24 protein-coding genes are annotated in these 23855 nt (G+C 30.7%); 3 read left to right on the forward strand and 21 right to left on the reverse strand.

Translation table 11 applies throughout. From position 1 onward, the window contains the following. Positions 1-5: 5 nt before the first annotated feature. The 13 genes from ffh to pta all read right to left on the reverse strand — a co-directional run bounded on the left by ffh (position 6) and on the right by pta (position 13604). Positions 6-1355 (reverse strand): signal recognition particle protein, encoded by a 1350-nt coding sequence (ffh, locus tag KPL50_RS00970; RefSeq protein ID WP_216296561.1) that lies wholly within the window; start codon positions 1353-1355, stop codon positions 6-8. 10 nt (positions 1356-1365) lie between these two features. Further along, positions 1366-1713 carry a putative DNA-binding protein gene (locus KPL50_RS00975; protein ID WP_216296562.1) on the reverse strand — a complete coding sequence of 116 codons (348 nt, stop codon included), beginning with the start codon at positions 1711-1713 and terminating at the stop codon, positions 1366-1368. Between the two features lie 108 nt (positions 1714-1821). Further along, a complete protein-coding gene (gene ftsY / locus KPL50_RS00980; protein WP_216296563.1) occupies positions 1822-2733 on the reverse strand; it encodes a signal recognition particle-docking protein FtsY in 912 nt (303 codons plus the stop codon). 51 nt (positions 2734-2784) lie between these two features. After that, the gene (smc, locus tag KPL50_RS00985) at positions 2785-6339 is read right to left on the reverse strand and encodes a chromosome segregation protein SMC (protein WP_216296564.1); all 3555 of its coding nucleotides are present in this window, start codon (positions 6337-6339) and stop codon (positions 2785-2787) included. A gap of 341 nt (positions 6340-6680) precedes the next feature. Next, on the reverse strand, positions 6681-6941 hold the full coding sequence (locus tag KPL50_RS00990; RefSeq protein WP_216296887.1) for a stage V sporulation protein S: 261 nt from the start codon (positions 6939-6941) through the stop codon (positions 6681-6683). 65 nt (positions 6942-7006) lie between these two features. Then, positions 7007-8098, reverse strand: coding sequence for an elongator complex protein 3 (locus tag KPL50_RS00995; RefSeq protein ID WP_216296565.1), 1092 nt, complete (start codon positions 8096-8098; stop codon positions 7007-7009). Continuing rightward, entirely contained in the window at positions 8091-8792 is a 702-nt protein-coding gene (gene rnc, locus KPL50_RS01000; protein WP_216296566.1) for a ribonuclease III, read from the reverse strand. Before rnc ends, KPL50_RS00995 begins: the two co-directional genes overlap by 8 nt. Before the next feature lie 187 nt (positions 8793-8979). Continuing rightward, a complete protein-coding gene (gene acpP / locus KPL50_RS01005) occupies positions 8980-9213 on the reverse strand; it encodes an acyl carrier protein (RefSeq protein ID WP_124999023.1) in 234 nt (77 codons plus the stop codon). Between the two features lie 33 nt (positions 9214-9246). Further along, positions 9247-10272, reverse strand: coding sequence for a phosphate acyltransferase PlsX (gene plsX, locus KPL50_RS01010; protein WP_216296567.1), 1026 nt, complete (start codon positions 10270-10272; stop codon positions 9247-9249). A gap of 166 nt (positions 10273-10438) precedes the next feature. Next, the gene (gene rpmF, locus KPL50_RS01015) at positions 10439-10624 is read right to left on the reverse strand and encodes a 50S ribosomal protein L32 (protein ID WP_124999019.1); all 186 of its coding nucleotides are present in this window, start codon (positions 10622-10624) and stop codon (positions 10439-10441) included. 12 nt (positions 10625-10636) lie between these two features. After that, positions 10637-11137, reverse strand: coding sequence for a DUF177 domain-containing protein (locus KPL50_RS01020; protein WP_216296888.1), 501 nt, complete (start codon positions 11135-11137; stop codon positions 10637-10639). 218 nt (positions 11138-11355) lie between these two features. Then, positions 11356-12549: an acetate kinase gene (locus tag KPL50_RS01025; RefSeq protein WP_216296568.1), complete on the reverse strand. Its 1194-nt coding sequence runs from the start codon at positions 12547-12549 to the stop codon at positions 11356-11358. Between the two features lie 53 nt (positions 12550-12602). Then, positions 12603-13604, reverse strand: coding sequence for a phosphate acetyltransferase (gene pta, locus KPL50_RS01030; protein ID WP_216296569.1), 1002 nt, complete (start codon positions 13602-13604; stop codon positions 12603-12605). 336 nt (positions 13605-13940) lie between these two features. On the opposite strand from pta, the gene KPL50_RS01035 reads away from it, so the two are divergent. Further along, entirely contained in the window at positions 13941-15164 is a 1224-nt protein-coding gene (locus KPL50_RS01035; RefSeq protein ID WP_216296570.1) for a nucleotidyltransferase, read from the forward strand. Positions 15165-15290: 126 nt separating this feature from the next. Next, positions 15291-16469, forward strand: a complete 1179-nt coding sequence (gene ylbJ / locus KPL50_RS01040; protein WP_253200397.1) for a sporulation integral membrane protein YlbJ — start codon at positions 15291-15293, stop codon at positions 16467-16469. On the opposite strand, the gene KPL50_RS01045 is transcribed toward ylbJ, so the two are convergent. The 6 genes from KPL50_RS01045 to KPL50_RS01070 form a co-directional block, all read right to left on the reverse strand. Beyond that, the gene (locus KPL50_RS01045; protein WP_216296571.1) at positions 16452-16976 is read right to left on the reverse strand and encodes an ATPase; all 525 of its coding nucleotides are present in this window, start codon (positions 16974-16976) and stop codon (positions 16452-16454) included. The genes ylbJ and KPL50_RS01045 overlap by 18 nt on opposite strands. A 10-nt stretch (positions 16977-16986) precedes the next feature. Further along, positions 16987-17469 carry a pantetheine-phosphate adenylyltransferase gene (coaD, locus tag KPL50_RS01050; protein WP_216296572.1) on the reverse strand — a complete coding sequence of 161 codons (483 nt, stop codon included), beginning with the start codon at positions 17467-17469 and terminating at the stop codon, positions 16987-16989. A 39-nt stretch (positions 17470-17508) separates the two neighbouring features. Next, a complete protein-coding gene (rsmD, locus tag KPL50_RS01055; RefSeq protein ID WP_216296573.1) occupies positions 17509-18072 on the reverse strand; it encodes a 16S rRNA (guanine(966)-N(2))-methyltransferase RsmD in 564 nt (187 codons plus the stop codon). A gap of 75 nt (positions 18073-18147) precedes the next feature. Beyond that, positions 18148-20238: an ATP-dependent DNA helicase RecG gene (recG, locus tag KPL50_RS01060; protein WP_216296574.1), complete on the reverse strand. Its 2091-nt coding sequence runs from the start codon at positions 20236-20238 to the stop codon at positions 18148-18150. Between the two features lie 61 nt (positions 20239-20299). After that, positions 20300-21943 (reverse strand): DAK2 domain-containing protein, encoded by a 1644-nt coding sequence (locus KPL50_RS01065; protein WP_216296575.1) that lies wholly within the window; start codon positions 21941-21943, stop codon positions 20300-20302. A gap of 13 nt (positions 21944-21956) precedes the next feature. Beyond that, a complete protein-coding gene (locus KPL50_RS01070) occupies positions 21957-22307 on the reverse strand; it encodes an Asp23/Gls24 family envelope stress response protein (protein WP_124998997.1) in 351 nt (116 codons plus the stop codon). Positions 22308-22504: 197 nt separating this feature from the next. On the opposite strand from KPL50_RS01070, the gene rpmB reads away from it, so the two are divergent. Next, complete coding sequence (gene rpmB / locus KPL50_RS01075; RefSeq protein WP_164955744.1) at positions 22505-22696, forward strand: 50S ribosomal protein L28; 192 nt, start codon at positions 22505-22507, stop codon at positions 22694-22696. A gap of 210 nt (positions 22697-22906) precedes the next feature. Here the strand turns inward: rpmB and KPL50_RS01080 are convergent, their stop codons facing one another. Both KPL50_RS01080 and KPL50_RS01085 read right to left on the reverse strand, forming a co-directional pair. Beyond that, positions 22907-23077, reverse strand: coding sequence for a hypothetical protein (locus KPL50_RS01080; protein WP_216296576.1), 171 nt, complete (start codon positions 23075-23077; stop codon positions 22907-22909). A 122-nt stretch (positions 23078-23199) separates the two neighbouring features. Beyond that, positions 23200-23835: a thiamine diphosphokinase gene (locus KPL50_RS01085; RefSeq protein WP_216296577.1), complete on the reverse strand. Its 636-nt coding sequence runs from the start codon at positions 23833-23835 to the stop codon at positions 23200-23202. Positions 23836-23855 lie beyond the last annotated feature (20 nt).

Here is a 23855-nt window from a genome sequence, read left to right on the forward strand (position 1 = left end):
TTTTATTAAAAAGGCATTTTACCAAACAACCCTTTTTTACCTGGTTTTTGGAATCCTTTTGCTTGCTTCATGAATTTCTTCGCCATTTCAAAATCTTTTAAAAGCTTATTTACCTGTTGTACCAAAGTGCCAGATCCATTAGCAATTCTCTTTTTTCTAGAAGAAGAGCTACTAATCATACCAGGATGTTTTCTTTCTGATGTAGTCATTGATTTTATAATAGCTTCAACTTTTCCCATATCTTTTTCACTTTTAGAAAAATCTACGCCTTGCAATTCTTTTTTATTAGCCCCTGGCATCATTTCAACTAATTTATCCAATGGTCCCAGTTTTTTCATTTGTTGTATCATTGCTAAATAGTCTTCTAGATTAAATTCTTGAGAAAGCATTCTGCTACCAAGTTCTTTTGCTTCACTTTCATCAAAAGACTGCTGCGCTTTTTCTATTAATGAAAGCACATCACCCATACCAAGTATTCTTGATGCCATCCTATCTGGGTAAAAAACTTCTAGATCATTCATTTTTTCGCCAACACCAACAAATTTTATGGATTTGCCAGTTACCGCTTTAATAGATAGTGCTGCTCCACCTCTTGTATCGCCATCTAATTTAGTTAAGATTATTCCAGTTATATCTAGCTGCGAATTAAAACTTTCAGCTACATTAACTGCATCTTGTCCCGTCATAGAATCTACAACAAGCATTATTTCACTGGGCTCTACACTCAATTTTATATTTTGAAGTTCTTCCATTAAATTTTCATCTATATGAAGTCTTCCTGCTGTATCTATTATAACTACATTATTACCATTCTCTTTGGCAAAAGCTAAAGATGCTTTTGCTATATCAACAGGACTAACCTTGTCTCCCATAGTAAATACTGGAATATCAATTTGTTTACCTACTACTTGCAATTGCTTAATTGCAGCTGGTCTATATACATCACATGCAACTAATAGTGGTTTTTTGTTCTTCTTTTTTAGTGAAAGGGCAAGTTTCCCTCCCATTGTAGTTTTACCAGCACCTTGAAGACCCACTAGCATTATTACGGTTAACCCATTTGGAGAAAACTCTAATTTACTTTCTGAATTACCCATTAAATTAGTTAACTCATCATTAACAATTTTGATAACCTGTTGCCCTGGAGTTAAGCTTTCTAATACTCCATTACCTAAACACTTCTCACTAACATTTTTCACAAAATCCTTAACTACTTTGTAATTAACATCTGCTTCTAGCAATGCTAATTTTACTTCTCTCATAGCGTCTTTAATATCTTTTTCAGAAAGCTTACCCTTACCTTTTAATTTTTTTATGGTATTCTGTAACTTAGAAGATAATCCTTCAAAAGCCATAATAACCCTCCTAAATATTTTCACTAATCTGGGCTTTTATATCATATATAAGCTGATTCATTTTTTCATCTTTTATATCAATTTGTAAATTATCCAATTCTGATATAATTAACCTTAAGGTTTCTTTTAGTTTATGATCTTTATTTGATAATTTTAATTTTTCTTCATATACTAAAAGCATCTTTTCACATGTTTTAATCGTATCATGCGTAGCTTGCCTACTAGTATTATTTATCTCTGCTATTTCTGAAAGCGACAAATCATTATTAAAATACAAGTCCATTATATTTTTTTGCTTTTCAGTAAGCAATTCACCATAAAAATCAAATAATAGGGAAATCTCAAATCTTTTTTCCATTTAATCACCCTGCTCACAAGTCATATAATATCAGAATTTAAATACCCTGTCAAGTAGTTTTACTTAACAGTGCAATATTTTTATAAAATTAAATTTGAAACATACATTTTAAAATAGTGCCTCTACAAAATCTCTTGAATTAAACTCTTGTAAATCATCTATACCTTCGCCAATGCCTATGTATTTTACAGGTATATTGAGTTGGTTTTTTATTGATATTACAACCCCACCTTTAGCAGTGCCATCCAATTTAGTTAGTATTATGCCATCTATAGGGCATATCGCCATAAATTGCTTAGCTTGCTCTACACCGTTTTGGCCAGTTGTAGCATCAAGTACTAGTAGGGTTTCCATATTAGCCTCACTATACTCCCGCTTAATCACCCTATTTATTTTTGAAAGTTCATCCATAAGATTTTTTTTATTATGAAGTCTACCTGCAGTATCACAAATTAATACATCAACTTTTCTTGCTTTGGCTGCTTGAACAGCATCAAAAACTACAGCAGCAGGATCCGAACCCTCCTTTTGTTTTATGAGTTCCACACCGGCTCTATTGCTCCAAACCTCTAATTGGTCAATTGCTGCCGCTCTGAATGTGTCCGCTGCGGCAATGAGAACTTTGTATTTTTCTACTTTTAACCTTATAGCTATTTTCCCAATGGAAGTGGTTTTTCCAACTCCATTAACACCAATTATCAAAAGCACTTTTGGTAGGTCTTTAGGCTCTATTAAATTTTCATCGTTACCTAATATGTCAATTAAAACTTCTTTTAAACATGGTCTAATTTCTGTTGGATCTTTTATTTTATTTTCTTTTACCTTTTTTTTAAGTTTATCAATGACATAAATAGAAGTCTCTACACCTATATCTGCTGTTATTAATATTTCTTCTAGTTCCTCGTATAAATCATCATCAATTGTAATAGCTAAGTTTAATACTTCACTAACTTTTTCTGTAATACTATTTCTAGTTTTTGTTAAACCATCTTTTAATTTATCAAAAAATCCTCGCAGCATTTCTACTCCTCCTTGTTTTGCAGTTTGTGTCACTACCTACTTATTGCTTTTTTATTTGTTGAAATCTACAGACACTATTTTGGATACTCCCTTTTCTTCCATGGTAACCCCATATAGTACATCGCTAGCTTCCATAGTTCCTTTTCTGTGCGTTATTATAATGAACTGAACATTATCAGAGAATTTCGTTAAAAATTCTGCATACCTAACTACGTTTGCATCGTCCAGGGCTGCCTCAATTTCATCTAATATACAAAATGGTGTTGGTTTCATCTTTAAAATAGCAAATAATAATGCAATTGCAGATAAAACTTTTTCTCCACCAGACATTAAACTTATGTTTTGGAGTTTTTTTCCTGGTGGCTGTACGTTAATATCAATCTTACCTGTAAGTTCATCTCCTTGCGTAAGTATTAAATCTGCACTTCCGCCTTTAAATAATTCAATGAAGGTTTCATGAAAATTTTGCCTTAATATATCAAAGTTCTCTGCAAATATTTCTTTCATTTTTTTAGTCATTTCACATATTACAGTTAATAATTCATCTTTAGATAACACTAGGTCTTGTTTTTGATCATCCATAAATGTAAATTTTTCTTTCACTTCTTTGTACTCTTCAATAGCGCCTACATTAACTTTCCCAAGCATAGATATAGCTTCTTTTAGTGTTAAAATTTCACTTTTGAGCTTATCAATGTCATCAATTTCATTTTTAAATTCTAGCGCTTCTGCATAGGTTAGCTCAAAGTCTTCGTTCAGTTTCTGGTAATAATTCTCCTTTTCCATTCCTACTTTTTCAAATGTTAATTCATATTTATATAAATCTTTCTCACTCTTTTCTAGCGCACGCGAAACATTATCTAGCTGTTCTACACTTATTTTTATTTTCTCTTTTATTTTAATTCTTTGAATTTCACTGGCTTCAAAGTTTTTTTCCATCTTTACTAATGTGGTCATTATTCCACTAGCCTTTTCTTCACCAATTTGGATTGAATCTTTACTTATATTCTTATTTTTAATTGCTTCTTGTATTTCTTCAGAGCATATGAGTGCTTTTTTATTATATACTAGCATTTCTTCATTTAGCCTTTGAATTTCAGAAACTTTATTACGTATAGTTTCGTCAATTCCAGCTTTTTTTATTTTAGCATCAATAATGGAAGCTTTTATATTTTCAATTTCTTGTAATTTATCTTTTAATTTTAATCCTACTACATCTTGCTTTTGTAGTATTTCATCTTTTGCACGTGTCAATTTACAAATAGTCATATTCTTTTCTTCTACTTCACTATTGTCAATTTTCAGCTTACTCTCTTCTGACATTTTTTCAGTGTTTAAAGTCATAATATTAGTTTTTAGCCTATTTGTTTCATCTTCTACAGTATTTATTTTAGCTTCCATTTTAGTTTTTTCAATGTTTTCTGAATGAGCCTCATCCTTTGCGTTTGTATTTTCTTGCTCTAATTTTAAAATCTCAGTTCTATTTTGTTTTATTTTTTCCAAATAAATAAGTGATTCACTTCTCAATGTACTTAAATCTTTAGCCAGTTCTTGTATCTCCCTTTTTCGACCAATTATACTTGAGGTTTTTGAATATACACTACCACCAGTTAACGATCCACCAAGGTTTATAACCTCTCCTGATAATGTAACAATTTTATATCTAAAATTATTTATTTTAGATATACACAAGGCTGAGTCCATATCTTTACATATAATTGTTCTGCCAAGTATAAAAGAAATAACTTCACTAAACTTCTCATCATATCCTATTAGCTGGTTTGCAATTCCAACAAAGCCTGGATTATTTCTAGTTTCGTTATCAATTGTGAGCATTTTTCCTTTAATAATGTTCAAAGGCAAAAATGTCGCACGTCCAAGATTATTTGCCTTCAAATAACTAATTAACAGTTTTGCTACAGTTTCATCTTTAGTTATCATGTGTGATATAGTACCGCCTAAAGCAATTTCTATAGCTACTTCCAAGTTTTTTTCAACCTTTATAACTTCTCCAAGTACAAAGCATTCATCAACGTTACCTACTTTACCTTCATTGATATGTTGCATTAAATTTTTTACTGATTTATTGTAACCCTCATGCTTTTTTTCTAAAGTTGTTAAGACATTAAAATTAGCTTCATTTTTATTAATTTTAAAATTATAATTTTTCATAGTTATCTCATCATTAATCAAATTGTCATTAAGTTTACTAATTTCTTGCTTATTTTTCAACAACAGATTTTCACAATGGAGTATTTTTTCTTTAAATTTTTCCATTTCTTTTATAAACATTATTTTTGATGTAGCATTAATTTCTACTGAATTATCAAAGTCTTCAATATTATCTTTCAAAAGTTCTATTCTTTTTTTAGCACTATATATATTGTTATTTAAAATTAACAACCTATTAGTAAGTAGATTAGTTTTTTCAATGCTGCTTTTCTCTTCTTCCTTAAGGTATTTAGCTTCAGCGGTTTCAACTGCAATATTTTCTTGGATAATTCTAATTTTTATTTCCTCAGACTGAATCTTTTCTTCTATTTCTATCTGAGTGTTTTTTACATTACTTAAAGAATTATCTATTCCATGTAAGCTCCGTTTAAAATCTGATAATTTTTCATGAATGCCATCGCTATCCTTTGATGCTTTATCTATAATTTTTACCAAATTTTCTATTCTTTCATTTAAAATATTTATTTCAGAAATACTATTTTGATAAATTAGCTTATTATTATAGTATAATTGCTTTTCTTCTTGATTCTTATTTTCAAATTTTTCAAACTCACTATTCCAATATTCAGCATCCTTCTTTAACTGGTCTTTTTCCTCTGTAATATTTATAACTTCTAACTTTAACCTAGAACATTCACCTTGTGTGCTTTTAATTTTTTCTTCAACTTTATTTATAGCATCAATAATTACGCTAACTTCTTTACTTTTTAATTGTTCGAAAAACTTTAAAAATTTCTTTGCCTTTTCACTCTCATTCATTAATGGTTCTAATCTTTCTTCGTAGGTACTTAATATATCTTCTATTCTAATAATATTCTGCTGAGTGATATCTAATCTCTTTTCTGCTTCTTCTTTTCTAGTCTTAAACTTGACAATTCCTGCAGCCTCTTCAAACAGCTTTCTTCTTTCTTCAGTTTTTCCACTTAATATAGCATCAATTTTACCTTGACCAATAATTGAGTATCCTTCTTTTCCAATGCCTGTATCCATAAAAAGCTGTTGAACATCTTTTAATCTACAAGATGTATTGTTTATTAAATATTCACTTTCTCCAGAACGATATAATCTTCTAGATATGGTGACATTAGAATAATCAATATCCAGTTCGCTATCACTATTATCCAAAGTCAAGGCAACCTGTGCAAGGCTAACCGGTTTCCTAAATTGTGTACCTGCGAATATAACGTCCTCCATCTTATCGCCTCTTAGATTTCTTACACTTTGTTCTCCAAGCACCCATCTAACAGCATCAGAAATATTGCTTTTACCACTACCATTAGGTCCTACTACCGCTGTAATGCCTTTCTTAAATGTTAACTCTGTTTTATCTGCAAAGGATTTAAATCCTCTTATTTCAATAGATTTTAAAAACATGATAACACTCTCCTATTTTACTGGAATAACATGGGTAATACAAAACTCAATGTAAAAATTATAATCATGCCATAAATCAATATCTTTGTATATTTGTCTCTTTGTTTCTTCTTCATACTTCACCTCATATTTTGATTTTATACTTTTCTTTAATAAAAAAAGAAAAGTATATATTACTATAAATTCATTCAATGTAATATATACTTTATTTAATGTGCTAAACGTACAACTTATACGTCTAATTTAAAAATTTATTCTATTATCTAGTTTATAGCATTTAGATGAAAATATCAATTGCTAGACTAACAATAAATCAAGAAAACCGTGCATGCACGGTTTTTTTATCTTGGCTCAACTATGAATTTTATAGCTGTTTTCTTTTCTCCCTCTATAGTTATTTCCACAAAAGCGGGAATTACTACTAAGTCAATACCATTGGGTGCAACAAACCCTCTAGTAATTGCAATAGCTTTCACAGCTTGATTAACTGCCCCTGCACCTACCGCTTGTAACTGCGCGATTGAATTTCCTCTGAGTGCTGCTGCTAATGCTCCTGCTACTGATTTAGGTTGTGAATTTGCTGATACTTTTAATACTTCCATCATATATTACCCCCTACCGAATTCCTTGTTAGAACTACTATAGACAATATATTCTATACAATAAATTAAAATCCTTCTTTATATCTTGTCTCAGAATATTCATATACACTCATATTAATACATTTTTCTCCTATACATACAGCAATATTTCCACGTTCTATAGTAGTATCTTGAAATACTTCTATTAAAATTGTAGATATTTGTTTCTTTATGTCATAAAAAAAGCTTTTACCATTAGCGTAAAGTTTTGAAATGTCTTTTGGATTTATTTTAACTAAAGCTTTAGTAACAGTACAATCATTTTTAATACTGTTCATAATGATATCATACATTATATCATTGTATATATTGCCTTCAACGAGCTCTCTAAATGCAGGATGAAATGGTCCTGCAACTAAATCATTCCCCTCTGAAATTTCCTCAGTGGGCTGTAATCCTATTCTAATAACATTTATTTTATTTGCCATCATCATGAGGTAAATTAGTTTACTTATATTTACTGCTTCACTTAATGAATAAGGTTTGAATGTTTGATTTTTATACATTCTTTCCATAGGTGTATCTTTAATTACAAGGGCAGGATATATTCTACAAATATCCGGTTTAAGGGCAATAACTCTTTTAGCTGTATCCGTATCTTTTTTTATATTATCTCCTGGCAGACCTATCATAATTTGGTGCCCTAAGATAAAACCATATTGCTTTATAAGCTTTGAAGCATATTCTACATCTTCTGATGTATGCCCTCTGCCTGACTTTAATAGCACTTCCTCGTCCATGGACTGAACTCCTAGTTCTATAATATCTACAGTGTATTTTCTAAGAACACGCAATATACTATCGTCAATATAATCTGGTCTTGTAGATAATCTAATGAATTTTATTTTATTGCTATCTTTAAACATCTTCGCAACAGTTAAAAGTTCTATCTGCTTTTCTGTTTTTATAGCCGTAAAGGTTCCTCCAAAGAATGATACCTCAATAATAGCTTCATCATTGTTTATTGTTCTTAAGTATTCATTTACTGTTCTCTCCACATATGCTGCATCAACTTTTGTACTCGTGCCTGTTATGCTATTTTGATTGCAAAACACACAATCATGCGGACACCCTTCATGCGGAACGAAAATCGGAATAATGTAATGCAAATTACTCATGCATCTCCTCCTGACGTGCCGTAACTTCTTTGGCCGCATTTTGCTCTGCTTCTTTTTTACTAAGTCCTTGACCCGAGCCACTTATAGAACCATTTATCAATACGTCAACAAAAAATTTCCTTTTATGTGGTGGCCCCTCGAATTTTACAAGTTCATAGTTGATATGAACTTCTCCATTTTGTTGTAGTATTTCCTGAAGCTTTGTCTTGTAGTCCAAAACTATCTCATTACCAATTGCTTTATCAATAGTTGCTTTAAAGTTATTAAGTATAAAGGACTTTGAATATTCTATCCCTTTATCTAAATATATAGCAGCAATCACAGCCTCAACACAATCTGCCAATATTGAAACTCTATTTCTACCACCAGTAATTTCTTCACCTTTGCTCATGTTCATGTACATTCCGAGTTTCCAACCGCTTGCAATATCACACAGTGAATTTTCACACACAATTAGTGACCTAATTTTAGTTAAATACCCTTCATACTTTTCAGTAAAATTGGTATATAAATACTCAGATATAATAAGTTGTAGCACAGAATCCCCTAGGAACTCAAGTCTTTCGTTAAATTCAACCTTTTTTTTCTGATTTGCAAAGGAGCTATGGGTTATTGCAGTTTTTAATAGCCCCTTATCCGTAAAATTCAATCCCAATTGGTTCTCAAGGTCCTGTAATTTTATATCACACTTCATAAATCATTGCTCCTTTTAGGAAGTTTATTTAAATATTTTTTATTTACATTTACCTTAGCCATGTTTTTCAAGTTTATTATTCAATTTACTCCATCACACCTAATGAAATAACTAGATTTGATTTTTATAATAAATTCAAAAATAAGTTTGAAAAAACTAAAGGCCCGCAATACTGCGGAGCCTTATATTATTCTTCGGTGTGGGCTTTAATATATTCTACTACATCGCCGACAGTAGCGATTTTCTCAACATCTTCATCAGGAATTTCTATCTCATACTCTTCTTCCAGGGCCATGATTAATTCAACAATATCAAGAGAGTCAGCGCCTAAATTATTCATAAAAGATGATTCCATTTTTATTTCTTCTTCATCTATACTTAATTGTGATGCTATAGTAGCTCTAATTTTTTCAAACATAATATTTTCACCTCCTTAACTTTTTCTTTAATATATTTATAACAAATTGTTATTTATATTCTTTTCTTGCTCTGATAATTTTTCAATCTCTAATTTTAATTTTTCTACAACATTATTTTCATAAAATATTGTTGCCTGTTTAATTGCATTTTTAAAAGCTTTGGCATCTGAACTTCCATGAGCTTTTATACAAATTCCATTTACCCCTAGAAAAGCTGCCCCACCATATTCTTTATAATCAAAATCTTTTTTAAACTTTTTAAATACTGGTTTTAATAACATTCCTCCAAGTTTGGTTCTAAAAGAACTCATTATACCCGTTTTTAATATATCAAATATATTAGCAACTGCGCCTTCATATAATTTCAAAATTACATTTCCTACAAATCCATCACATACCAAAATATTAATGTCACCAGTTGGTATTTCTCTTGCTTCCACATTGCCTACAAAATTTAAATCGGCTTCTTTAAGTAGTTTATGAGCTGATTTAGAGAGTTCGTTACCTTTTTCCTCCTCAGTCCCTATATTTACAAGGCCTACAGATGGATTTGATATTTTTAAAATATTTTCAAAATATGTTTTACCCATAAGTCCAAATTGCACTAAGTAATGAGGCTTACATTCTGCGTTGGCTCCACAGTCAATTATCATAAAAGGACCACTCTTACCTGGCATTATAGGTGCCAGCGCCGGTCTATCTATACCTTTTATTCTTCCCACTATAAGCGTACAGCCAGCTAAAAAAGCACCAGTGCTTCCTGCTGAAATTATAGCATCTGCATCTCCACTTTTTACAAGATTCAAAGCTTTTACGAGACTTGAATCTTTTTTGCGCTTAATGGCCATTACTGGATGTTCACTTGTACTAATAACTTCTTTGGCATCAATAATTTTTATTCTATTACTATCATAAGTATATTTACCTAGCTCACCACGAATTAATTCCTCAGATCCAGTTATTAAGATATCTATCTTGTACTCTTTTATAGCTGCAACGCAACCTTCAACCACAGCACTTGGAGAAAAATCTCCACCCATTCCATCTACAACAACTACCATATTAAACCCTCACTTTGAATTTTCCTTATAAATAAGTATTTATTTATATTATATACTATACAGTACAAATATTTCTACTATTATTAGTATGAGAATGGAATATAATTATATTTTATTTCCCATAATTATATTAAAATAATAAAAAGAAAGTCTTTCGACTTTCTTTTTATTTTGGTTCCATAACAATAACTTCTCTATTTTTGTAATAACCACAGTTTTTACATACTCTGTGAGAAAGTTTCATATCGTGGCACTGAGGACACTCAACTATTCCTGGTAAACCAAGTTTAAATGTTTGAGCTCTTCGAGAATCTCTTCTACCTTTAGAAAATTTTCTAGCTGGATTTCCCATTGTAACACCTCCTTAATCAGTTAAAAACAATTCTTTTAATTTTGCCAACCTTGGATCAACATCGTCAATAGCACATTTACATGTACTCTGATTTAGATTAATACCACACTGATGGCATAAGCCTTTACAATCTTTGTTACAAAGCCTTTTTATAGGCAACATAGAAATGATATTATTTTCCACAATTTCATCTAAATCTAATCTATCATTATTAATAAAAATAATATCCTCATCTTCACTCTTTAGAGTTTTCGACAATTTTTCATTTAATTCAATATGTATTGAATGTGAAAAGGTCTCAAGACACCTAGAACAAGCAAGTAATAGTTCTGTCTCTATACTTCCAGATAAATCTATTTCATCACCTATAGGTTTTAAAATTAAATCTAATTTAACTGGTTTAGAAAATTGTATAAATTCATGTTCATAGAAAAACTTATCTTTTTCTAAATCTAATTGAATTTTTTTCCTTGTGTTTTTATTGCTAAATAATTCTGAAACATCTATTACCATACTATTCACTCTGAAAAACTAAATACTATTTAGTTTTTTCTCATATAAAGAAAATCTTTATACCTTGTATAAGAAAATATACAGCTCGAGCAAAGCTTCGCGTCCCTCCTAACTAAATTGTTTTTTACTTACATCAAACACAGACTATTATATAAACAATACAGTAAAAAGTCAAGATTTATTTATCATAGAAATTAACAATAATTTTAGGAAAGCCACTATTTTATTAGTGATTCAGTATCTCTTGCTATTACTAATTCTTCATTTGTTGGTATAACAAATATTTTAGTTTTAGAATCTTCTGTATTTAATTCCACAGCTTTTCCACGAACCTTATTTTTTGATTTATCTAAAACTGCTCCTAAAAACTCTAACCCAGTACATATATCTTCTCTTGTTTCTGGAGAGTTCTCACCAAGTCCAGCTGTGAATATAATTGCATCTACTCCACCCATTATTGCAGCATAAGAACCTATATACTGTTTAACTTTATAGGTAAATATATCAAGTGCCAACTGTGCTCTATGATTTCCCTCTTCCCAAGCAGCTGTTTCTATGTCTCTAAAGTCACTACTTACTCCAGAAATTCCCAGAACCCCTGATTTTTTGTTCATCAAATCATTTGTTTCATCAATTGTTAATTTCAATTCCTGCATAATATAAGTAATTATAGCTGGATCTATACTTCCGCATCTAGTTCCCATAGCTATTCCTTCAAGTGGTGTGAATCCCATACTTGTATCTATAGATTTACCATTTTTTATAGCACAAACACTCGCTCCATTTCCTAAGTGACAAGTGATTAATTTTAGATCTTTTATGTCCTTACCCATCATTTCTGCAGCCTTTGCTGAAACATAGTTGTGAGATGTTCCATGGAATCCATATTTTCTAACAGCATACTGAGTATAAAGTTCATATGGAAGTGGGTATATGTATGCAACTTCTGGCATTGTTTGGTGGAACGCAGTATCAAATACAGCTACCATAGGTGTCTTTGACATTAATGCACTACAAGCATTTATTCCAATTATATTAGCTGGATTATGAAGTGGTGCAAGTTTTGCACATTCTTGAAGGTTCCTCATCACATCATCTGTAATTATAACAGAATGTGCATATTTTTCTCCACCATGAACGATTCTATGACCTACAGCACCTATTTCTGATAGCTCTACAATAACACCATGTTCTCCATCTATTAAAGCACCAAGAACTAATCTAATAGCATCTGTATGGTCTTTCATTTGTTCTTCAAGAATATATTTCACTCCATTAGCCTTTTGAGTTAACTTTGATCCTTCTATCCCTATTCTTTCTACGAGCCCTAGCGCTAAGCATTCTTCATTTTCCATGTTTATTAATTGATACTTTAATGATGAACTTCCACAGTTTATAACTAAAATTTTCATTAAATCCGCCTCCTAATCCATATTTTCTTCGAATGTTTATTATATATATAAAATTATTTTTGAATTTGAGCTTGAACTGCTGTTACGGCAACAACATTAACTATATCTTGCACACTGCAACCTCTTGATAAATCATTTATTGGTTTCGCAAATCCTTGACAAACTGGTCCTATAGCCTCAGCTTTTGCAAATCTTTGTACTAATTTGTACCCAATATTTCCAGATTGTAAATCTGGGAAGACTAATACATTTGCATTTCCAGCTACAGTGCTATTTGGTGCTTTTTGTTTTGCTACACTAGGGTCTATTGCTGCATCTAATTGAAGTTCTCCATCAATTTGCAAATCAGGTCTAGCATTTTTTGCAATTTCAGTAGCTTTTGCAACTTTATCAACTAATTCATGCTTTGCACTTCCCATAGTTGAAAAAGATAACATTGCAACCTTAGGTTCAAAATTGCATAAACATTTTGCATTATCTGCAGTACTTATAGCAATAGACGCTAATTCCTCTGCATTGGGACTTGGATTAACGGCACAATCTGCAAATAAAAGTAGGCCTTCTTCGCCATATTCACCACTAGGTAATTCCATTATAAAGAAACTTGAAACAACTTTAATTCCTGGTGCAGTTTTAATAATTTGCATTCCAGGTCTAAGTAAATCTCCGGTAGTATGTACTGCTCCTGATACTAATCCATCAGCATCGTTCATTTTAACCATCATGGTTCCAAAATACAGAGGATCTTGCAATGTCTCTGCCGCTTTTTCTAGTGTCATTCCTTTATTTTTTCTTAGTTCATAAAATGCCTTTGCATAGCTCTCAGTTTTTTTAGAGGTTTTTGGATCTACAATTTCTATACCCGCAAGGTTAACTCCAAACTGGGTTGCTTTTGCTTTTATTACAGTTAAATCGCCTATTAATATTACCTCAGCTATTGAATTGTTTTTGATGATTTCACTAGCTCTTATAGTTCTTTCTTCCTCACCTTCTGGAAGTGCTATTATTTTCACATCTGCTTTTGCCATTTTACATATTTTCTCTATAAATGCCATTCTTATTTCTCCTCTCAGTTATTATCAACTTATATACATTAATAATATACTACTTTTGTGGTATACATTTCAACCTAAAATATCAAAATCCCCTACATATATTGTATTTTATATATTCTTAATTTTCTCATTTTTTATTTTCCCCTTGAATAAATATGCTTTTATTAATTTATATTATATAATATAGCTAAATAAATAAAAGTTTTCAACCGCTTCAAAAAGAAAACTATTATAATGTTTTTATCAGCTTTTATTTATGCATAAATTTTTAGCTTATAATTAATATAGTTGTAATTTATCTAATTATATTTAAATGAGCTTTCATGAGGTGATTAAATGAATATTTCAGGTATAATTGTTGAATATAATCCACTGCATAACGGTCACGTGTATCATATTAATAAAACCAAGGAACTTACAAATTGTGATGCACTAATTTGCGTTATGAGTGGAAATTTTGCTCAACGCGGAATTCCATCTACTATAGATAAATGGACAAAAACTAAAATGGCTTTAAATAACGGAGTAGATTTAGTATTAGAGCTACCAGCTATTTACAGTGTTTCTTCAGCAGATTTTTTTTCCTATGGTTCTGTGAGTCTTCTAAATAGCCTGGGCATAGTGGATAATATTTGTTTTGGTAGCGAGCAGGGGAATATAAAAGACCTATATGATATTTCTAATATACTACTTAAAGAGCCTATTGAATTTAAATCATTATTAAAAACTTATTTATCCAAAGGTATTGTTTACCCACTGGCCAGATCTAATGCACTTTATGATTATTTAATAAATTCAAAAAATAACATATCAAATTTACTATTAGATGATTTTTTCAAATCTCCAAATAATATACTTGGTATTGAGTATTGTAAAAGCTTAATAAAGTTAAATAGTTCAATTACTCCCTATACCCTAAAAAGAGAAGGTGCAGCCTATAACAGTAATACCTTGCATAATGAATTCTCAAGTGCCACAGCTATAAGAAAGTTCATTAAAGAAAATGGTTCGCTACAAGCGTTAGAAGGTCATGTTCCAAATTCAGTATTAGCTGAAATCCTAAATTTATACTCGAAAAATTATGAGTTCACCTTTGAAGATTCTATGTTTCCGTACATAAAACATAAATCCGCCACATCAAAAAACTCATTAGTAAACTTACCTGATGTGTCAGAGGGTCTCGATAATAAGATTATTAAATCCTTACAAAATAATTTAAGCTACTCAAGTACATTGGAAGATATAAAAAGCAAACGGTACACATATACCCGAATTAGCAGGATATTATGTCAATATTTTATAGGATTTGATAGCTTTGATTCAAAAAAATTAAGATCATTGCCTTGCCCTTATGCTCGTGTTTTAGGATTTAATTCAAATGGAAAATCAATTTTAAAATCTATAAAATCAAACAGTAGTATTCCACTTTATACTAAACTTCCTAAAGATCACAGCGCTACCTTAAAGCTAGATATTCAGTCTACAAGAGCTTATAGCATAATAAATAGCTCTATAAATCCTAATAGTGATTATTTGATATCACCTATAATTGTGGATTAAAAATAAATGCTGCTATTATAAAATACTATAGCAGCATTTATTTTATTTTATATTATTTACTTAATACATAAGTTTATTAAAATTTAAATATATTTAATACAGAAATACTTTAAAAGGGGTTTAATATTGAAGTTACTATTAGTTATAATATTACTTCTCATAATATTCTTATTGTTTAAACTATTTAAAACTTTGAATATAAATATTTTAATAACAATAATTTGTTCACTTATTATTCTTCAAATAATACTAGCACCAAATATTTGCATAAAGTATACTATATCTGGTGCAAAACTGTTTTTCAACGCTGTTTTTCCTTCTCTTTTCCCATTTTTAGTTGTAATAAATATTATAATAAGCTACGATGGCATTCATATCTATTCTAAATTATTAGGCAATATAATTTGTAGACCCTTAAAACTACCAAAAGAATGTAACTTTGCACTGTTAATTAGTGCATTATGCGGTTATCCTTTGGGCGCCAGGTATACTTGTGATTTGTACGAAAAAAATTTAATTGATTTGAACACCTGTGAAAGATTGCTAAACATAGCTTCTAATTCCAGTCCTCTTTTTATTGTAGGTTCAGTTGGTGCTTCTATGATGTTAAGTGCTAAAATTGGATACATATTATTACTTTCTAATCTTCTATCCTGCATTTTTATGGGGTTTATTATCCCCTCAAAAAATTCTCTTTATAAAGTTAAAAATAAAAATAATGCTTTTACAAAAAAAACACACGCCCCTATAAATATTGGTATAATATTTAAAAACAGTATTGAAGATTCCTTAAAGAATTCCTTTAATATAGGTGGTTTTATCGTAGTATTCTCTGTAATAACTGGAATAATTAAAGACAATGCGATATTTCACATTGTCATTAATAAGCTTTCTTTAATTATTGGTCTTTCTTCGAATTTTATAGAAGGGTTATTATTAGGGTTACTGGAGGTAACTAATGGATGCTACTTAATAGCTTCTAGCAATTCAAATTTATATGTAAAACTTCCAATTTTGAGTTTTTTAATAGCTTTCAGTGGTTTATCTATCATTTCTCAAGTTTATAGCTATACCTATAAACTCAATGTGTCTATGAAAAAATACATCCTTCGAAAATTTATTCAAGGCATAATTTCTTCAACTTTAACAATAATTATATATTATGTTTTCCCTTTGACCTCATCTGTTTTTGCCTTTAATACTAGGAGTTTGCATAATAGTAGTAACCTATACTTTTTTATACTGTTAACTTTGTTTATCCCACTACTGTTTATAAATATAATTAAACTATTTCATACTTCTTAATTCTTTAACGTTTTCTCTTATTGAAGTAGTTGTACCCGTAACTTCTTCTTGCAGAGATATTAAAAATGTTTGAACATCTGATTTTATTTTATGAAGCATTTGTTGACCTTTTAAATCAATCTCTTTATCTAATTGAGATAATATTTCATCAGCATAGTCTTTAGCCCCTAGCCTCATGATTTTAGCATCTCTTTGGGCTGCAGCTATTATTTCTTCAGCCCTTGTTTGTGCTTCTTTAACTAAGTCTTGCTTTTCAACTCTTCTTCTTATTTTGTCAATGGTCTCTTCCTCAAAAAGTTTAGCTTGTTCCTTTGCTTCAACAATAATTCGTTCTTTTTCATCACAGATCCACTGGGACTTCTTAAACTCATCTGGCATGTGATTTACAATTTGATCAATTATATCAAGTATTTCTTTTTTGTTTATTACTGACTTACCTGTAACAGGAATCTTAGATGAACTCTCAATAATTTCTTGAAGATATTCTAAAAGCTTTATAACATCCATATTTTCCCCCCTATTTAGAATTAATTTTTCTCATAATATCTGGAATAATGTCATCAGGTACTAATCCCTTAATACATCCTCCAAACATTGCAACCTGTTTAACTGAGGTGGAACTTAAATAACAATACTCTGCCTTTGTCATCATAAACATAGTTTCTTTAGTTGGATCCAATTTATTATTAATTGATGCCATTTGAAACTCATATTCAAAATCCGAAGTAGCTCTCAGGCCTTTCACAATAACCCCCGCTTCCTCTTTATTCATTAGGTCAACAAGTAACCCACTAAACTTCTTCACACGTACATTAGGTAGATTTCTAACTAAGTTTTTTATTTGTTCTACTCTCTCATCTACAGAAAACAGACTTTTTTTCTCAGGATTAACAAGTACTCCCACAATTAATTCATCAAAAACTCTAGCAGCCCTCTCAATAATGTCTAAATGTCCGTTAGTTATTGGATCAAAACTTCCAGGGCAAATTGCTTTTTTCATGTTATTCCTCCATGTATTCCTCTGGTATACTAATAATTTTTAACTATTAGCTACCTTATATTTGTAAAATAATACAGTTGTATTCCCATATTTTCTCAAATCAGAAAGATGAATAGTAGAGTTCCCATCATATACTTCTTCTGAAGAATCTATTTTACAAACAACCAATCCGTCATTACTTAAAAGTCTATTTGCTGCAATAATCTCAATAGCAGGCGGAATCATATCTTTAGCATAGGGGGGGTCTATAAATATTAAATCAAACACAATTTTTTCCTGCGCAAATTGTTGCATATATTTATACGTGTCACCTTTTAAGCAGATGCATTTATCATTAAATTTTAAATTGTCTACATTCTTCTCTAACATCTCAAAGGTAGTATCACCCATGTCAATTAGATAGCATTTTTCAGCTCCCCTGCTTGCTGCCTCAAGACCTAAGCTACCGGTACCTGAAAACATATCTACCACTACCGCATTTCTTGTTCTGTCTTGAATTATATTAAATATAGCTTCTTTTATTCTATCTAATGTAGGCCGCGTTCCCATCCCAACCGGGGATAATATCTTTCTTCCTCTTGCACTTCCAGAAATTATTCTCATATGTTTATTCCTCCATCTAGCCAGTTTCGATAATATTTTAACATATATATGTAAGATTTACAAAGATATTTTTTCCTAATTAAAACAAATATAATTAGAACTTTGCTCGATTTTTTCTATTATTTCATTCTTCACCTTAATATCTTCAATATTATCACTTCTTATTAATTGTTTTGCTTCACTATTTGCTATTTTCAAAATACTAATATCTTCAATTACATCGGCTAAAATTAAGCCCGATTCTCCATGCTGCTTAAAGCCAAATAACTCTCCCCCGCCTCGAGTTTTTAAATCCTCCTCAGCAATAAAAAAGCCATCATTGCTTTTTATCATTACTTCCAATCTTTTTTTCACAATTTTGTTTGTGATGTTAGCAAGTAAAATACAATAGGACTTATGCGCCCCTCTTCCAACTCTTCCTCTAAGTTGGTGAAGTTGTGCAAGTCCAAACCTTTCTGAGTTTTCAATTATCATAACAGTAGCATTGGGTACATTCACTCCAACTTCAATTACTGTGGTGGAAATCAATGCTTTAATTTCTCCGCTTTTAAATTTATCCATGATATCATTTTTTTGTTTACTAGGCATTTTACCATATACCATTGCCATTTCTATAGAACTGAAATATTCACCTTTTAATTTTTCATAAATCATCTGTACTGAACTTAAATTCATTTCTTCATTTTCTTCTACTAGTGGGCAGACTATGTAAACTTGTCTTCCCTTAGTAATTTCACTTAGTGCAAATTCATATACGTGTCTACTAGAGGCCATACTTTCATAAGAAGTATCGATATTCTGTCTTCCTGGGGGCAATTCATCTATAATAGATACGTCTAAATCACCATATAAATATAGTGATAGTGTTCTCGGAATAGGGGTAGCTGTCATTACAAGAATATCTATATTTTTACCTTTATTAGAAAACCTATTTCTTTGCGTAACTCCAAATCGATGCTGCTCATCAGTAACAATCATACCTAAATTTTTAAATTCTACATTATCTTCAATAAGTGCATGGGTTCCAATAATAATATCAATGGTTCCACTTTTTAGTTCCTGTTTTACTAATTCCTTGTTTTTAGGTGTAATACTTCCCGTTAATAGCTTTATTGTTAACGGAAAATCTTTTAACACCTTTTGAATTTCCTCATAATGTTGATTTGCTAAAATTTCAGTTGGTGCCATCATAGCTGCTTGATAACCATTTTTCACCACATTAAACATAGTAATTATAGCAACTATCGTTTTACCACTTCCAACGTCACCTTGTAGTAACCTATTCATGCCTATATCCTTTTTTTGATCTATTAGGATTTCCCGTACAACCTTACTTTGTGCTTTGGTAAGGGTATATGGAAGGCACTCTTTTAATGTTGTAAGCTCCGGTGCTATTTTAAATTTGATACCCTCATTATGAGATTTTATAAACTCTTTTAACATTAATATTTTCAATGAATATGTAAATAACTCTTGAAATTTAAGTCTTTTCTTTGATGCATTAAGCAGTTCTAAACTTTTAGGGCTATGAATATTTCGAGTAGCCTCATCTAAAGAGCAAAAACCATATTTATCCACAAGCCATTTAGGCAAATTCTCTGTTATCTCAATATTACAGAGCACGTCAGATATAATTTTATTGAAAAAATTATTTGTTATATTGTTTTTAAGTGGATATGTTGCTATAATTTTATTTGTATCTTTTGCTAAATTTGCACCTAATAATGAAATTTCATCCATTTCTGAATTTATATCCATTGATGTATTTTTTACTATTTTGGGATTCATCATTGTGATTTCGCCATTGAACTTATTAACTTTGCCGGTGATAATATATTTGCTTGAAATTTTAAAACTATTTTTTGCATAAGTTTGATTAAACCATTTACCTTTAAATTTATTTTCACCTTGGCAAAAGACTACCGTAGATAGAGTTTTATTATTTTTTAACCTAAGATCTTTTAATATATTTAAAACAGTACACTCTACAATGATTTTTTCACTGTTCGCAGAGTCTAGAATACTTTTACCAGCAGACACATTCTCATAATCTCGTGGAAAATATAATAAAAGATCTAACACATTAAAAATTCCACATTTATTCAGAGTTTCTGCCATTTTAGGTCCAACACCCTTTATATATTTTATATTACTATAAATATCCACAAATACCACTCCAAATATTAGATTTTAATAAATTTACCTAAGAAAAAAAGCCCTAGGGCTTTTATTCAACTGAAGCAATAAAATAATAAAGTGGCTGTTTCCCATTATAATGTTGAATGTCTATATTCGGATATTTATCCTCTAAATCAGAAATAAACTCTTCTACTTCGTTTGTTACGCAATCCTCACCATAGAAAATTGTAATAAGCTCGCTATCTTCTGTTATCATACTATCTATAACATCCGCGCAAACCTTGTAAATATCTGTACCAACTTCTTTAATTTTGTTCTCAACCAAGCCTAATATATTGCCTTGTTTTATTATGTTACCATCAGTTTCAGTGTCTTTAACTGCATAGGTTATAGAGGCGGTAGCAACCTTTTTTATTGCCTCTTTTAATGTATTTTCATTTTCTTCTACACTAACTTCTGTATTGAACATTGTTACAGCAGTTATTCCTTGAGGTATAGTTTTAGAGGGAATAACTATTACATTTTTGTCTGTGAGTTCCACAGCTTGCAAAGCTGCCATAAGTATATTCTTATTATTAGGTAATACAAATATGTTTTCTGCATTAATTTTATTAATACTATCTAATATATCTTGTGTACTTGGATTCATAGTTTGGCCACCCTCAATTATAACATCCACACCTAAATCCTGAAAAATGTTTTTAATGCCCTCGCCAAGTGCAACGGATACAAATCCATATTTTTTAATTTCAGGTGTATTTTCTTTTACCGATTCGCCAGCTACTTCCTCTTGAATTCCTAATAAATTTCTATGTTGCTCTCTCATATTTTCAATTTTTATCTTAGAAAGTTCACCGAGTGTTACTGCTTTTGAAAGCACTAACCCTGGATCATTTGTGTGTATATGAATTTTAAGGAATTCATCTTGAGTCACCACAACCATTGAGTCTCCATGCTTTTCTAAGTAATTTTTTAATTCATTAGTATCAACGTTTTCAGCGATAACTAGCAATTCAGTACAGTATCCAAACTTTATGTTTACTGGCATATCAGTAGCTGCAGGTGGTACGCTATCTGATTTAGTACTTTGCTTGTCTGATTTGTTAATGGTAGCTTCCATATTAGTTTTTAGAGCTTCATACATTCCTTTAAATATTATTAGAAGCCCCATACCACCTGCATCAACAACTTTTGCTTCTTTTAACGCCGGAAGCATATCTGGGGTTTTATCTAGCATAATTTTACTGTGCTTGCAAACCTCTTCCATAAGCGTAAGAACGTTGGTTGCTTCGCTATTAACTGCACTTTCGCCAGCAGCTTTAATTATAGTTAAAATTGTTCCTTCAGTAGGTCTCATAACAGCCTTATATGCATAAGTGGCACCTTCTAAAATGCTTTTAGCGAGTTCTTCGGAAGTAACTTCGTCGTGCCCTTCTAGCCCTTTTCCAATGCCTCTAAATATTTGTGATAGTATAACGCCTGAATTACCTCTTGCGCCCATTAGCGCGCCTCTAGCTATCTTTTGCGATATCTCACTAATAGATGCAGTTGACATATTTTCAATTTCACACACTGCAGCCTTAAATGTCATTGACATATTAGTACCTGTATCACCATCTGGAACTGGAAATACATTAAGCGCGTTTACGTATTCTTTTTCTTCTTCTAATCTATTAGAAGCATTAATTACCATATTACGGAAATGTTGTCCGTTAATTTTTAAATAATCCAATGTCGTTACCCCCTTAAACCCTTACACCTTGTACGTTTACTGTTATTGCTGCCACTTTTAGACCTGTATAATTTTCAACATTATATCTTATTTTTTGAATTATATTATTTGCAATTACAGAGATTTTTGTGCCATATTCAACTATTATATACAATTCAATAAATAGCTGATTTTCTTTTGAATGAATTTTAACTCCTTTATTTAAACCATCACTTTTAATTAATTGCCAAAATCCATCCTTTGCATCTTTTAATGCCATGCCCACAACTCCATAACACTCCATTGTAGAAATGCCAACTATATTAGCTAACGATTCTTCTGAATAATATATAATACCATTCTCGCTTGTAATGTTACCTTTCATTGTAATTCCTCCTTATAACGCTATATAGATTATTTTATATTATAAAGCAACTTTATTCAAGAAAATTAATTATTTAATTACTTTAGTTACTAATAATTTTGTATTCTACTTGCAAGAGTAGTCATATCTATGTTACAATAATGCGTGTTTCAATTGAGAAGATTTTTTTTCTTATTAGTCTTAAGGAGGTGTTTTCATTGTCAAGAAAATGCGAAATATGTGATAAAGGTGTTATTTCAGGTGTTCAATATAGTCACTCACACCGTCAATCAAAAAGGAAATGGGCTCCAAATATCCAAAAAGTTAAAGCTATAGTTAGCGGAACGCCTAAATCTATACATGTATGTACTAGATGTCTTCGTTCAGGTAAAGTACAACGTGCTATATAATTAGTAAATAAAAAATGCAGCTCTGATAGCTGCATTTTTTATTTTAACAATATTTGTAAAAGTGTTAATCTCATTATGAGATTTCTATGTTATTTTCTAAAGAAAAATTTAATTATTCGAGATATAAACCTTGGTAATTTGATAGCCACAATATTCATCTCTTATCCCTCCCAGTCCTGAACTACGAAGCACCTATCTATCTTCATATCACTAGCAATGATTGTTGTGATTCATTATAGTAAAGCCACAATATACAATTCCTCCTCCCGCAGCAATTAGCCACCACCAAAATGGAAATATTACTACTGATAAAATCCCTATGCCTATACATGCAACAATTACTCCAAGTTGATTTCCCAAATGCTTATAATACTTTTTCATAAGTTATTCCCCCCCAAAGTATTCCAATAACATTATATGATTTACTGTCACTAATGTTGCAAAAATAAAAAAACTATTTTTTTATTGAGGTTATCAATAAAAAAATAGTTTTTTTATCTATATTAATCTGATGCTAATATTACCATTAGCGTTCCAGTTTTAAATTTAATTAAAACATTAGGCACTGCAAACTCATTTGAAACAGTTATACTCTCACCAATTTTCAAGTTATAATTATTAAGTGGATATTTTGCGCCCTCAATGGTTAATCCATTTATTTCATCACCATAAGCTTGCACCGAGAATATCTGCCCCACAGTGCCACTTAATGATGTCGAGGCATCAATTAACCTAATATTATTGTTTTCATCTTTTATGTAGGCATTAACGCTATTTTGCATGCAAATTTTCAGCATTCCAATGTTTCCGAGTAAATGATCAATTCTACTTCCGATGCAGCCGAGGAATACTATTTCACTTGGTTTCATGCAGAGAGCCTTTTGGGTTGCAATTTCAGTATCAGTAAAATCTTTTTCTGTAGGATAAATATCTATAATACATTTACCTTTTTTAAAATAATCAAATGCCACTTTATCAATGGAGTCAAAATCTCCTACTAATAAATCGGGCTCTATATTATAGTCATATAGACAATTAGCCCCACTATCAGCTCCAATTAAAAATGTATCCTCTGTAATTTCCTTCAAGAGAAATTCAAGAGATGGTGGATTCCCACCTGATATTATTATGACCTTCATGTTAAATCATCACCTTCGGT

This window comes from Clostridium sp. CF012, assembly GCF_018861755.1.
GTDB lineage: Bacteria > Bacillota > Clostridia > Clostridiales > Clostridiaceae > Clostridium_AD.

Excerpts from the sequence above, each read along its gene's own strand:
- ftsY (WP_216296563.1), bottom strand. The coding sequence starts at position 2,733 with ATGCTGCGAGGATTTTTTGATAAATTAAAAGATGGTTTAACAAAAACT.
- KPL50_RS00995 (WP_216296565.1), bottom strand. The coding sequence starts at position 8,098 with ATGAGTAATTTGCATTACATTATTCCGATTTTCGTTCCGCATGAAGGG.
- KPL50_RS00990 (WP_216296887.1), bottom strand. The coding sequence starts at position 6,941 with ATGGAAGTATTAAAAGTATCAGCAAATTCACAACCTAAATCAGTAGCA.
- pta (WP_216296569.1), bottom strand. The coding sequence starts at position 13,604 with ATGGCATTTATAGAGAAAATATGTAAAATGGCAAAAGCAGATGTGAAA.
- KPL50_RS01070 (WP_124998997.1), bottom strand. The coding sequence starts at position 22,307 with ATGAAAGGTAACATTACAAGCGAGAATGGTATTATATATTATTCAGAA.
- KPL50_RS00975 (WP_216296562.1), bottom strand. The coding sequence starts at position 1,713 with ATGGAAAAAAGATTTGAGATTTCCCTATTATTTGATTTTTATGGTGAA.
- KPL50_RS01080 (WP_216296576.1), bottom strand. The coding sequence starts at position 23,077 with ATGAAAAAGTATTATAAGCATTTGGGAAATCAACTTGGAGTAATTGTT.
- KPL50_RS01045 (WP_216296571.1), bottom strand. The coding sequence starts at position 16,976 with ATGGATGTTATAAAGCTTTTAGAATATCTTCAAGAAATTATTGAGAGT.
- KPL50_RS01020 (WP_216296888.1), bottom strand. The coding sequence starts at position 11,137 with ATGGTAATAGATGTTTCAGAATTATTTAGCAATAAAAACACAAGGAAA.
- KPL50_RS01025 (WP_216296568.1), bottom strand. The coding sequence starts at position 12,549 with ATGAAAATTTTAGTTATAAACTGTGGAAGTTCATCATTAAAGTATCAA.
- rpmF (WP_124999019.1), bottom strand. The coding sequence starts at position 10,624 with ATGGGAAATCCAGCTAGAAAATTTTCTAAAGGTAGAAGAGATTCTCGA.
- KPL50_RS01085 (WP_216296577.1), bottom strand. The coding sequence starts at position 23,835 with ATGAAGGTCATAATAATATCAGGTGGGAATCCACCATCTCTTGAATTT.
- coaD (WP_216296572.1), bottom strand. The coding sequence starts at position 17,469 with ATGAAAAAAGCAATTTGCCCTGGAAGTTTTGATCCAATAACTAACGGA.
- rsmD (WP_216296573.1), bottom strand. The coding sequence starts at position 18,072 with ATGAGAATAATTTCTGGAAGTGCAAGAGGAAGAAAGATATTATCCCCG.
- KPL50_RS01035 (WP_216296570.1), top strand. The coding sequence starts at position 13,941 with ATGAATATTTCAGGTATAATTGTTGAATATAATCCACTGCATAACGGT.
- rnc (WP_216296566.1), bottom strand. The coding sequence starts at position 8,792 with ATGAAGTGTGATATAAAATTACAGGACCTTGAGAACCAATTGGGATTG.
- plsX (WP_216296567.1), bottom strand. The coding sequence starts at position 10,272 with ATGGTAGTTGTTGTAGATGGAATGGGTGGAGATTTTTCTCCAAGTGCT.
- smc (WP_216296564.1), bottom strand. The coding sequence starts at position 6,339 with ATGTTTTTAAAATCTATTGAAATAAGAGGATTTAAATCCTTTGCAGAT.
- ffh (WP_216296561.1), bottom strand. The coding sequence starts at position 1,355 with ATGGCTTTTGAAGGATTATCTTCTAAGTTACAGAATACCATAAAAAAA.